Annotated in this window: 11 protein-coding genes; 2 read left to right on the plus strand and 9 right to left on the minus strand. The window is 62.4% G+C overall.

The annotated features are described in order from the left end of the window. Window positions 1-666: PLP-dependent transferase (locus MTX36_RS18320; protein WP_243621115.1), on the plus strand; the 666-nt coding region annotated here is incomplete at its 5' end. Between the two features lie 63 nt (window positions 667-729). On the opposite strand, the gene bphC is transcribed toward MTX36_RS18320, so the two are convergent. The 9 genes from bphC to MTX36_RS18365 form a co-directional block, all read right to left on the minus strand. Beyond that, window positions 730-1,650 (minus strand): biphenyl-2,3-diol 1,2-dioxygenase, encoded by a 921-nt coding sequence (gene bphC / locus MTX36_RS18325; RefSeq protein WP_243621116.1) that lies wholly within the window; start codon window positions 1,648-1,650, stop codon window positions 730-732. Between the two features lie 34 nt (window positions 1,651-1,684). Continuing rightward, window positions 1,685-2,863, minus strand: a complete 1,179-nt coding sequence (locus MTX36_RS18330; RefSeq protein ID WP_243621117.1) for an acyl-CoA dehydrogenase family protein — start codon at window positions 2,861-2,863, stop codon at window positions 1,685-1,687. A gap of 39 nt (window positions 2,864-2,902) precedes the next feature. Beyond that, window positions 2,903-3,931 carry a 4-hydroxy-2-oxovalerate aldolase gene (dmpG, locus tag MTX36_RS18335; protein WP_243621118.1) on the minus strand — a complete coding sequence of 343 codons (1,029 nt, stop codon included), beginning with the start codon at window positions 3,929-3,931 and terminating at the stop codon, window positions 2,903-2,905. A 38-nt stretch (window positions 3,932-3,969) separates the two neighbouring features. Further along, a complete protein-coding gene (locus MTX36_RS18340; protein WP_308198235.1) occupies window positions 3,970-4,872 on the minus strand; it encodes an acetaldehyde dehydrogenase (acetylating) in 903 nt (300 codons plus the stop codon). 11 nt (window positions 4,873-4,883) lie between these two features. Continuing rightward, window positions 4,884-5,669, minus strand: coding sequence for a 2-keto-4-pentenoate hydratase (locus MTX36_RS18345; protein ID WP_243621119.1), 786 nt, complete (start codon window positions 5,667-5,669; stop codon window positions 4,884-4,886). 160 nt (window positions 5,670-5,829) lie between these two features. After that, window positions 5,830-7,488, minus strand: coding sequence for an FAD-binding protein (locus tag MTX36_RS18350; protein ID WP_243621120.1), 1,659 nt, complete (start codon window positions 7,486-7,488; stop codon window positions 5,830-5,832). Then, the gene (locus MTX36_RS18355) at window positions 7,488-8,360 is read right to left on the minus strand and encodes an alpha/beta fold hydrolase (protein ID WP_243621121.1); all 873 of its coding nucleotides are present in this window, start codon (window positions 8,358-8,360) and stop codon (window positions 7,488-7,490) included. Before MTX36_RS18355 ends, MTX36_RS18350 begins: the two co-directional genes overlap by 1 nt. 151 nt (window positions 8,361-8,511) lie before the next feature. Further along, complete coding sequence (locus tag MTX36_RS18360) at window positions 8,512-10,134, minus strand: ABC transporter substrate-binding protein (RefSeq protein WP_243621122.1); 1,623 nt, start codon at window positions 10,132-10,134, stop codon at window positions 8,512-8,514. 385 nt (window positions 10,135-10,519) lie between these two features. Next, the gene (locus MTX36_RS18365) at window positions 10,520-11,428 is read right to left on the minus strand and encodes an IclR family transcriptional regulator (RefSeq protein ID WP_243621123.1); all 909 of its coding nucleotides are present in this window, start codon (window positions 11,426-11,428) and stop codon (window positions 10,520-10,522) included. A 138-nt stretch (window positions 11,429-11,566) separates the two neighbouring features. Between MTX36_RS18365 and MTX36_RS18370 the strand changes: the two genes are divergently transcribed. After that, a complete protein-coding gene (locus MTX36_RS18370) occupies window positions 11,567-12,442 on the plus strand; it encodes a TIGR03619 family F420-dependent LLM class oxidoreductase (RefSeq protein ID WP_243621124.1) in 876 nt (291 codons plus the stop codon). Window positions 12,443-12,471: the final 29 nt, after the last annotated feature.

A 12,471-nucleotide genomic window follows, 5' to 3' on the forward strand; every position in this document is an offset into this window, starting at 1 on the left:
GCCACCAAATACCTCGGCGGACACGGCACCGCCGTCGCCGGCGTCATCGTCGACAGCGGCACCTTCGACTGGACCCAGGGCCGACACACCAACTTCACCACCCCCGACCCCAGCTACCACGGCGTCAAGTTCGCCGACCTCGGCGCACCCGCCTACGCCCTCAAAGCCCGCGTCCAACTGCTCCGCGACCTCGGCACCGCCGTCGCACCCTTCAACGCGTTCCTCATCGCCCAAGGCATCGAAACCCTGTCCCTGCGCATCGAACGCCACGTCACCAACGCCCAACACGTCGCCGGTTTCCTCGAAAACCACCCCACCGTCGCCTCCGTCTCCTACGCCGGACTGCCCTCCTCCCCCTGGTACGAACGCGGAAAGACCTTGACCCCCAAGGGCACCGGCGCCATCGTCACCTTCGAACTATCCGGCGGCGTCGACGCCGGCAAGAAGTTCGTCAACGCCCTCACCCTGCACAGTCACGTCGCCAACATCGGTGACGTCCGTTCCCTCGTCATCCACCCCGCGTCGACAACGCACTCGCAGCTCACCCCCGAAGAGCAGCTCGCTGCCGGCGTCACCCCCGGCCTGGTACGTCTCGCCGTCGGTATCGAAGGTATCGACGACATCCTCGCCGACCTCGAAACCGGTTTGGCTGCAGCAGCTTCCTGATCAGCTACAACAAAAAGCTCGGCCCTGACTCGAAAGTCAGGGCCGAGCTTTTGTCTGCGGAAACTAGCTCTTGGGCGTGAACGCCGCAAGCGGTTCGGTACCGGTCCAGTCATGGCCCCAGTAGCTGTCCGCCGTGATTTCCTCAGCGGTGTAATACGTTTCGTCGACTGACATGCCCTCGCAACCGAACTCGAGGTCCCAGCCACCCGGGGCCCGCACGTAGAACGAGACCATTTTGTCGTTCGTGTGGCGGCCCAATGTGGAGGAGATCGAAAAACCGAGCTTGGAAACGCGATCGAGTGCCTGACCGACGGCGTCGAGAGTCTCGGCCTCCATCATCAGGTGCACCAGACCGGGCTCTTCGACCGGAGGCGCCGGGCACAGAGCCAGGCTGTGATGGCGAGTGTTGACACCCATGAACCGGACGCGACGAGCCGGCATCGGTGCATCGATGCCGCCGAGGCGGATGGAGCCACGCGGCAGGAAGCCGAGTACCTCGGTGTAGAAGGCGTAGGCCTCGTCGAACTTCGTAACCGGAAGAACCACGTGCCCGAGGCCCTGATCGCCGGTGACAAAACGTCCACCGTGCGGGGTGACCAACGGGCTGTGATCGAGAACCGGTCCGAAGAAGATCTCGACGCGGTTGCCGTTGGGATCGTTGAACGCGATGACCTCTTCGGCGTCGCGGTAGCTGGCGTCGACGTCGGAAAGAACGTCGACCTCGACACCGGCCTTCTCGACTGCTTCGCGAACACGCTGGAGCGCGAACTGATCTCGCACCTCCCAGCCAACTGCGAGTGCCTTGTCCGACTCACCCGGCAGGACGATCAGGCGGCTGCGACGCTCGTCGAGGCGGAGGTAAAGTCCGTCCTCTTCCGGGCCACTGCCCACTGCGAGGCCGAGTCCGTCGACGACAAGCTCGCGCCAGCGAGCCACGTCCTGCGTTTGGATCCTGAGATATCCCAGACCCCGAATTTCAGTCATGCCTAACCGTCCTAAGTTGGTAAAAGGGAGTGGATCAGATCATCGAGCGGTGGATTCCCTGCGGTTCGCCACCGAGCTGCGTCAAGGTCGACGCGTGGAAGATCGATCCGGGCACGTGGATTGCGTGCGACAGACCGGCGTGAGCGTCACGCCAGAATCGCTGCATCGGGGTCTTCAGCTGGAGAGCGCCGCCGCCGGAGCGTGCGAAGATCTCGTCCACGGCGCGAACTGCACGCCAAGCGGCAGCCGTCTGGGTGCGTCGGCCGATGGAGCGGAGTTCGAAGGAAACTTCCTGACCCTTCTCGGTCATGTCCCAGAAGCGGTCCACCGTCTCGAGGATCGCTGCACGAGAAGCGGCGATCTCCGCAGCAGCCTCACCGATGGCGAAGAGTACGTACGGATCTTCCTTGATCGGGACGCCGCTGACCGTCACACGCTCACGCTGCGCCGCAATGTTGCAGGCCAGTGCGCCTTCGGCGATACCGATCAGCGAAGAGGTGATACCGAGCGGGAAGATGCAGGAGAACGGGAACTTGTACAGGGTCTCCGTGCGTCCGGCTTCCTTCCAAGCCGTTCCGTCGTACACCTTGGAGGCGTCGATGGTGCGGTAGGTGGGGAGGAAAGCATCCTTGACGATGAGGTCCTTGGAGCCGGTTCCACGTAGGCCCACGACGTTCCAGCTGTCCTGGTCGATGTCGTAATCGCTGCGCGGGAGAAGCACGTGAAGGTGCTTCGGCGGCATCAGGGGACGGCCGTTCTCGTCGCCGACCATGGCGCCGATCATGACCCAGTCGCAGTGATCGGTTCCCGAGGAGAAGGACCAGCGACCGTTGAGGATGTAACCACCGTCGACGGGCTTTGCGACGCCCATCGGTGCGTACGGGGAAGCCATCCAGGTGTCAGGGTTTTCGCCCCAAACCTCTTCCTGTGCCTTCTTGTCGAAGAACGCAAGCTCCCACGGGTGGACGCCGACGATGCCGCTGACCCAGCCGGTTGCACCGTCCATCGCACCGATAGCCATTGCCGTCTCGGCAAACTCGCGGGGGTGAGCTTCGAGCCCACCGAATTCCTTCGGCTGGAACATGCGGATGACGCCGGAATCGCGAAGACGCTTCGCGTTGCCGTCCGTCAGCTGCATGATCTTGTCGCCCTCGACGCCGCCTGCGCGGATCTCGTCGGCGAACTGAGAAATGTTGTCTAGAACCTGTCCCATGATTTTCTTCGCTTTCTGGTATCGGTACCCGGCAAATGCCTAGGCAGAAGTCTTCGCGGCAAGTCCAAGCGCGATTTCGATCAACTGATCTTCCTGCCCACCGACAAGCTTGCGACGACCGGCCTCGATAAGGATGGCCGCACCGGAAACTCCGTAACGCTTTGCGTGCGCGTCGGCGTGCTTGAGGAAGCTGGAGTAGACGCCCGCGTAACCCATGGTCAGCGAGAGACGATCCAACTGGCATTCACCGTCCATGACTGGACGAACGACGTCTTCAGCGGCGTCGATGATTTTGAGAGTGTCGATACCCGTACGGATACCGAGCTTTTCGGTCACTGCCGCGAAGGCTTCAACCGGGGTGTTACCGGCACCGGCACCGAAACGACGGGTGGAGCCGTCGATCTGGAGTGCGCCGGCCTGAACTGCGAGCACGGAGTTTGCGACGCCGAGTCCGAGGTTCTCGTGTCCGTGGAAGCCGACCTGTGCGTCGCTGCCGAGTTCCGCGACGAGCGCGGAAACGCGGTCACTGACGTCATTGAGGATCAAGGCGCCGGCGGAGTCGACAACGTAGACGCACTGGCAACCGGCGTCGGCCATGATGCGAGCCTGTGCGGCCAGCTTCTCCGGCGTGGTGCTGTGCGACATCATCAGGAAGCCAACGGTTTCCAGACCGAGGTCGCGGGCCAGACCGAAGTGCTGGATGGAGATGTCGGCTTCGGTGCAATGCGTGGCGATACGGCAGATGGATGCGCCGTTGTCCGCAGCCTCACGGATGTCGGACTGCACGCCCAGACCCGGGAGCATGAGGAAAGCGATCTTGGCCTGCTTCGCCGTGGCGACCGCAGCCTTGATCAGTTCCTGCTCCGGGGTGTGGCTGAACCCGTAGTTGAAGGACGAGCCGCCGAGGCCGTCGCCGTGGGTGACCTCGATGACCGGCACGCCGGCCTCGTCGAGGGCGCCGACGATCGAACGGACGTGGTCAACGGTGAACTGGTGGCGCTTGGCGTGGGAACCGTCGCGCAGGGACGAATCGGTGACCCGGATATCGAGGTCTGCACTGTAGGGCATCGTCTTGATTTCCTTTTATGGAGAGATGAGTATTCGGGTCAGACGCGAGAAGCGAGCAAGGCTGTGGCGAAACTTTCGCCGACCTTTGTCGCCGCGGCCGTCATGATGTCGAGGTTGCCCGAGTACGGCGGCAGGAAGTCGCCCGCGCCCTCGACCTCGAGGAAGATGCCGACGCGTGCGAGGCCGCCGCTGATCGGTGTCGGGTCGTCGTACTGCGGTTCTGCGCGCAACCGGTATCCCGGCACGTAGGACTGAACTGCGGCGGCGATCTCATGGATCGACTTGGTGATCGCGTCACGATCGGCGTCTGCCGGGATGGAGCAGAAGACGGTGTCCTTCATGAACATCGGCGGCTCGGCCGGGTTCAGGATGATGATCGCCTTGCCCTTCTTGGCGCCACCGATGGTCTCGATCCCACGACTCGTGGTGATCGTGAACTCGTCGATGTTGGCGCGCGTGCCGGGGCCGGCCGACGGCGAAGCAACACTGGCCACGATCTCGGCGTAGGCAACCTCGACGACGCGGGAGACGGCGTAGACCATCGGGATGGTCGCCTGTCCGCCACACGTGATGAGGTTGACGTTGTGAGCGTCGAGGTGCGCTCCCATGTTCACGGCCGGGACCACTGCAGGTCCGATCGCTGCCGGGGTGAGGTCGACGGCCTGGATGCCCAGAGCCTGGTAGCGCGGCGCATTGGCGCGGTGCACGTACGCGGACGTTGCCTCGAAGATGATGTCGGGAAGCTCGTCCTGAGCGAGCAGCCAATCCACACCGTCACCGCTGGCGGCAATGCCGTGATCGGCAGCGCGGCGCAGGCCTTCGCTGGTGGGATCGACGCCGATCATCCACTTGGGCTCGATGAGCTCGGAGCGAAGCAGCTTGTACATGAGATCGGTGCCGATGTTGCCCGGGCCGATGATCGCAGCGGAAACCTTGGTCACAGGTTCAGTCCTTACTTGAATTCTACTGTTACGGAGCCGATTTCACTGAAGTCAGCACGGAAGACATCGCCGGGGCGGGCATCGATCGCGCGGGTGCACGATCCGGGAAGGATCACGTGTCCAGCTTCGAGGCGCACACCGAAACTTGCAACCTTGCGCGCCAACCAGGCAACCGCCTTGGTCGGGTTGCCCAGGACAGCGGAGGCATCGCCACGCGCGATTTCCTCGTCACCCTGGAACAGGACTGCGGAGATGGAACCGATATCGACCTGCGAAGGAGCGATACGTCCCTGGCCGAGAATGACACCGGCCGAGGAAGCATTGTCCGCGATCGTATCGGCGAGACCGATCTTCCAGTCCTTGATACGCGAATCGATGAGTTCGATGCTCGGCACGATGTAGTCCGTCGCCGCCAGGACGTCTTCCTCGGTGCAATCCTCACCGGGGAGCGTCTTGCCGAGCACGTAGCCGATCTCGACCTCGATGCGCGGGTAGCAGAACGCTGCCGCGTCGATCGGGGTGCCCTCGGCGTACACCATGCTCGACAGCAGGTGACCGTAGTCGGGCTCGTCGACGCCCATCATCTTCTGCATGACCTCGGAAGACAGTCCGACCTTGTGGCCGTAGACGGTTTCACCGGATTCGATGCGCTTGCGAATGTTGAGCAGTGCGATCTCGTAAGAATCAACGACGTCGATATCCGGGAAAGTACTGATCAGCGGGTCGATCGGGGCGCGATCGCGCTCAGCAGCCCACAGAAGATTTGCGGCGGAAACTCGCTGCGAATCGCTGAGCATCGCGTCCTCCTGAAAAAATGTGCGGGAAAGGAAAATCTGTTGATCAAACGGTGGCAGGAACTGCGCCGAAGTGCAGAAACCCTTCCCGGTGAGTGGGAGCGGCCCCTGTGCGCCTTTTTGGTAGTGGGTACTACCACAAGGCGCACAGGGGCCGAAGGCCCTACTTTGCTGCTACGTGGTTCGCAGCGATGTAACCGAAGACCATTGCGGGACCGATGGTCGCGCCGGCGCCGGCGTACTCGTTGCCCATGACGGACGCGGAAGTGTTACCGGTGGCGTAGAGACCGTCGATGATCGAGCCGTCTTCGCGGATGACACGGGCGGTGGCGTCGGTAATGAGGCCACCCTTGGTGCCGAGGTCGCCGGCTTCACAGCGGATCGCATAGAACGGTCCCTTGACGATTTCGTCGAGGTTCGGGTTCTTCATCGTCGGGTCGCCGTAGTACTGGTCGTAGGCGCTGTCGCCGCGACCGAAGTCCTCGTCCTTGCCGCTGCGGGCAAAGCCGTTGAACCGATCGACGGTGCCGAGCAGCTTGTCGGCCGGAACACCGATCTTCTCGGCGAGCTCACGCAGCGTGTCCGCCTTGTGAATGACACCCGAGTCGTAGAAGCCCTGGGGGAAGGGCATGTTCGGCAGAACCTGAGCGAACGGGTAGCGGTTCTTCGCCTTGGTGTCCATGACGAACCACGCCGGAACGTGTCCACCTTCGAGCTGGTCGTGCACGAAGTTGACGTACGGCGACGACTCGTTGGTGAAGCGCTCACCCTTGGCGTTGATGATGATGGACGGCGGGATGCAACGCTCCGACACCAGCGGGATGACTGCGCCCATCGGATGGAGCACAGACGGCATCCACCAAGCATCGTCCATGAGATCAACTGCAGCGCCGAGCTTCTGGCCCGCACGGATACCGTCGCCGGTGTTCTCGCGTGCACCGGCGCTGATGTTCGCGACGCCGTTCTCGGGCAGGTACTGCGCGCGCATCTCGTTGTTGTGGTCGAAGCCGCCGGTAGCCAGCAGCACGCCCTTACGAGCGCCGATACGAACGGTCTTGCCGTCACGCTCAGCCAACACACCGACCACAGTTCCATGGTCGTCGACGATCATTTCGGTCATGGACGTCTTGAGCCACAACGGAACTCCGGCGTCCTTGAGGACCATGCGCAGACGAGCAACCAGAGCGCGGCCGCCGGTGGACATGTGGCGGCGAAGAACCATGTTGGACGCAACACGCCACGCTGCAACCAGAGAAGCCTTGCGGCCCTTCCAGGTTCGCTTGACCATCGCCAGATCGTGGTAGTCCTTGGACGTGACCCACAGACCCAACGGGCCCTTCATGGAGTTGGGGCGCTGGTACTTCTCGTCTTCCTTCAGCGCACGCGTATCGAACGGCTTGCATTCGATGGTGCGACCGAGCGGACGTCCACCGTCGTACTCCGGGTGGTAATCCGAGTAGCCCTTGACCCAGTACAGCTTCATGTGGGGGCTCTTGTCGAGCAACTTCATCAACTCGGGTCCCTGATCGACGTAGGCGTCGAGACGGTCCGCGGAGATCTTGCCCTCGGTGATGATGTCGAGGTAGCGACGGATCGACTCACGTGAATCGCCGGCGCCCTTCTCGATGAGCGTCGGAGCGTTGGGAATCCAGATACCGCCGCCGGAGATCGCCGTCGAACCGCCGTACGTCTTACCCTTGTCGATGATGAGGGTGTCGAGCCCACGATCGGCCGCCGTGATGGCTGCGGACATACCGCCGCCGCCACTGCCGACCACCAGAAAGTCGACCTCGTGGTCGAACTTCACTGTGCCGCCTGTCATTACTTGTTGCCTTCTGCACGGGTGAGGAAGGCCAGAACGGTTGCGACCCAGGCGTCACGGGCCTCGATCATCGTCCAGTGTCCACAGTTGGGGAAGATGTGAACTTCACCGTTGGGGATGTCGCGCATCGGCAGAATCGCCAAGTCGACAGGGCTGACGCGGTCGTCACGTCCCCAGGTGAGAAGCGTCGGAGCCTTGATCTTGTTGAGCTGCGCCCAGTACGGAACTGCGGTCGATGCAGCGGCGGCGGCGCCCATGGCGGCCATGGCCTTGCTGCTGTACATGCGACGCGCGATCTCGAGCGTCTTCGGCTCGGTTGCCAATGCCCAGCGCTCTTCGATCAGCTGCTCGGTCACGACAGCGGGGTCGAAGACCATCGACTTCAACCAGCGAACGAGAGACTCGCGGGAAGGATTGTCCGTGAACTCCATGAGGAGCTTGATGCCTTCACCGGGACCGGGCGAGAAGGTGTTCTTGCCCATGCCGCCGATGGTGACGAGCTTGCTCACTCGGTGCGGTTCGTCGATCGCAACCTTGGTGGCAACGATGCCGCCCATCGAGTTACCGATCATGTGGACGGGGCCGAGCCCGAGGCCGTCGAGGAACAGTCCGACCGAAGCCTGGGCCATCATCATCGGATGGCCTTCGCCGGGATCGCTGACACCGAACCCGGGGAACTCGAGAACGTAGCAATGGAAGTGCTGGGCGAATTCCGCGAGAACACCGCGGTAGTTGCGCCAACCGGTCACGCCGGGGCCCGATCCGTGCAGCAGCAGCAACGGCGGGCCGTCGCCGGCCTCGTGGTAGCGAAGTACACCGAGATCGGTCTGCAGCTCTTTCAGAGTGTCCTCGTAGCTCAGTTCAGTCGTCATGCTGCAAACGTTGCCATCACCGCCGCTGAGCTGGTACTAACCGTCCCGATCAGCGAGACAGTAAGGGGTGAATTCTATGCGTCGACACGACAAACGGGTGTCGGCGGCGCAGAACTTCCTGCGCCGCCGATACCCACTCTGACTAGATGATTCAGCTCTTCCAGACCTCGTCGAACAGCATGATGCTGTCGATGCTCTGCTGCAGTCCGTGAACGTTCTTGTTCCAGACATCGAAGTTCGGGACGTTGCCCCACACCTGCCACGGCACGGTCTCGTTGGCGCGCTCCTGAATCTTGGCGAGGACGGCTTTCTTGTCCTCGTCAGTGGTGGCGACACCGAGCTGATCGAGCAGAACGTCCATCTGAGCGTCCGAGTAGCCCGTGGCGTTGTTGCGTCCACCGGTCTTGATGCCGGTGTAGAGGCGCTCGAACGGATCCGCTTCCGGAAGACTGAGGGCACCCGTACTCATGTCGTAATCGTGGTCGACGTACATGCGCTTGACCAGATCACCGGCGCCGGTGACGTATTCGATCTGTGCATCGAAGCCAACTGCATTGAGCATGGCCTGCACGCCCAGCGCAGTTGCCTGCGCCGACGGCTCCTGGATGGAGAGGAAGGTGATCTTGCCGTCGTAGCCCTCGGCCTTGGCCTGATCGAGCAGTTCCTTCGCCTTGGCCGGGTCGACACCGATCGGTGCGACGTCGTTGTGCCAACGCGAGGACTCTTGGAAGATTTCCTGACCGGGCAGACCCTTGCCGTTGTTGACGCGGGTGTTCAGCGTCTCCGGGTCGATGGCAAGTGCCATCGCCTGCCGGACCTTGACATTCGAACCGGGGCGCCCCGGAGCCATGTTCACGTTCGAGATGTAACCGAGCGACGGGATGTCGATGAAGCCCGGGTTGCCGCTGTCGATCAGATCGAGGATCGGCGCGAGCGTACGCATGTACGCAGCGTCGATGCCGCCGGTCTTGAGAGCTTCAGCCGTCGGCTGAGCGCCGACGATGCTGATCAACTTGAGCTTGTCGACGTTCGGTGCGCCGCCGTAGTAGTCGGGACGCGCGGCCAGGACGAGTTCCACGTTGGGGGAGAAATTCTCGAGCGTGAAGGCACCGGCGCCGATCGGGGTGAACTGGTCACCCTTCTGAGCTGTCGGGGCGACGATCATGCCCGGTCCGGTGGCCAGCATCGACTGAATGCCAGTCCACGGATCGACGAGGTTGAAGACAACCGTCGTCGCGTCCGGAGTATCCATCGAGTCGACCTTGGCGGCCCAGAGGCTGGACTGCGGTCCCTTGTTGGTGACGTAGCGGGTGATGCTGTCGGTGACTGCCTTGGAGTCCAAAGGTGTTCCGTCGCTGAATGTCACGCCGTCACGAAGCTTCAATGTCCAAGTCTTGCTGTCGACGCTCGCCTCGAGCGACTCCGCCAACTGCGGGACGAACTCCTGCTTGATGGGGTCGTAGCGCATCACGACGTCGTAGATCGCGCCGAGTTCGCTGCCACCGGTAGAACCGGCAACCTGCCCCTTGGCGGGATCGAGCGTCGTCACTGCCGCGTAGCCGCTGAATGTCAGCGTGCCACCTTTTGTGGGCGTGCCGGGATCAGCCTGTTCGTTGACCATGCCGATCTTGAGCGCGGAACCCGATTCGACGGTTTCACCGCCGCCGCCGCCGCTGGAACCGTTGTCGGCGCAGGACGCCAGGAACATGCCGGCAGTAACTGCCAGGGTGACCGCGGTAAACCCGCGGCGGTAACGAAGGGAACTACGATTCATTCGAATTCCTCCAGAAGGTGATGTGATTCGACTGTCAATCACAAGGTGTTGCGCAACAAAGCTGTTGGACAACACAGGTTTGGCTTATGCGCCGAAGAATCTGTGTTCTACCGGGCGCCTCGGTCGACTCAGTCGACATCGTGATGCGATAACGATCCACTGACTGTCTAGCGCACTCGCCGCCACACAGTCGCGCCATTACCGGTGATCGAGATCTACGGGCACGACGGGCCTTCGTAAGGTCTCCAATGTGGTTGCAGCACAGGCACGCCGAACCATGAATGAATTTGCGGCAATTGTCCGAATCTATGAATTGCGAACCATGTTCAGGTGACACAGCTGAAGGTGATACCGCCACGGCGATAACACCTGAACTACCGGAAACTCAGATCCAGTGCTGAGTGGAAACAGCGAGGAGACGGTCCATCGTGTCAGCCGAGAAAGTATTGACGGGAACGGGCGGCGCCTTGCGTCCACGACGCGGGGCACCCAGCTCGGGGTACAGCGACCGCGAGACCTCACGGGCCGCGTCGACAACCAACGGTGCGACTCGCTCGAGCTGAGCAGTCCGCATGTCGCCACACAGGGCGATGCTGCCGACGGGGCCTTCGTGCCCACGAATCGCAGCGGCAACACAGGCCACTCCACGAGCCGATTCGCCGCGCTCGAACGCGAGACCACGACGCTGACGGATGCGGTTGAGTTCCTGATGCAGAACGCCGATCTCCGAGATGGTGTTCTCGGTACACCGCGGGAGGGTGGTACCGAAAAGGGCGTCGACCCGCTCCGGGTCGATCCACGCCAGCATCGCCTTGCCACCGGCCGTGGAGTGCGCAAGGGCACGGCCACCGACTCGCGACGGGAGTGCTGCAGCGAAACGTCCGCCGACCTTGTCGAGGTACACCGTTTCACGGCCGTCGAGGACAGAGAGGTGCACAACCATTCCGGTTTGCAGATGCAGTTCATGCAGAAGCGGTGCCGCGGCTTCACGAATCTGGCTGTGGCCGCCGTCGCCGCCACCCAGTCCGAGTGCGCGTCGACCCAAGCAGTAGCCGAACGAGGCATGATCGACCCAGTCGAGTTTGACGAGCTGATCGAGGATGCGGTGAACAGTGGAACGCGGAAGCTGCGTGCGGCACGCAACCTCTTCCAGCGTGAGCCGGGCAGCTCGACCGTCGAAGGCATCGAGAATGAGCGTCATCCGCTCGACCATCGACGGCGGCAGGTCCTTCTTGGCCGCAGTGTTGGCCGGCTGAACCGTGGTCATTGTGTCGTCGATATCAACGATGGTCATTGACGCCTCCCGGAAACTGGAATTGATTCTAGTGACTATAACCTAGGTCACAGCATCTGGGAAGCCGAGCCTCGCAAATCAGTCCCGATCACCGGAAAGTTGCCCCCTCACGAACGCTGCCACAGCTATAAACGCCCGATGCACCTGGGAATCGTCACACCGGTCCTGATCCAGCACCCCAGCACCCGCTGCGAATGGGAGGCCACTGCCGACATCGAAGAGGTTGCGCAGATCGCCGAAACGGCCGACCGGCTCGGTTTTCACCACCTGACCTGCAGCGAACACGTGGCAGTACCGGCCGAGATCGCCGAAGAACGCGGCGGAACCTACTGGGATCCACTAGCAACCCTCGGATATCTCGCCGCCCGGACACGCAATATCCGCCTTGCCACGCAGGTGCTCGTCCTGGGATATCACCATCCGCTCGAGATCGCGAAGCGCTACGGAACCCTGGATCGCGTCAGCAACGGCCGACTCGTTCTGGGCCTCGGAGTCGGCACGCTAAAAGAAGAATTCGATCTCATAAATGCACCGTTCGCCGACCGTGGAGCACGCGCCGACGACGCCCTCGCAGCGCTGCGAGTCTCGCTGTCGAACCCCCGTCCGGAGTACCACGGCGAGTTCTACGACTACGCGGACTTCGTCGTGGAACCGCACGCCGTCCAGACCCGGGTACCACTGTGGATCGGCGGACGGACAAAGCGGTCTCTGCGCCGAGCAGTAACCCACGGCGACGGCTGGGTACCGTTCGGATTGCGCCTCTCGGAACTGAAGGACATGCTCGCCGCAGCGCCCCTCCCCGAGCGCTTCGACGTCATCCTGTCCACCGGCGCTCCCCTCGACCCACTTGGCGACGCCGAGCAGACCGTCCGCGCGCTGACTCGCGTTCGTGACGCCGGAGCGACCATCGCAAGCTCCTCGATCTCCGCGACAAGCGCTGATAATTTCAGCGATCAACTCGAAGAACTTCACCGCATCGCCCTCACCGAGGGCATCGAATTCACCGCTTCCTGATTTATCCATTCCGTCTGTAAGGACTATCC

It is taken from the genome of Rhodococcus sp. ARC_M6, from assembly GCF_022810305.1.
GTDB lineage: Bacteria > Actinomycetota > Actinomycetes > Mycobacteriales > Mycobacteriaceae > Rhodococcus_F.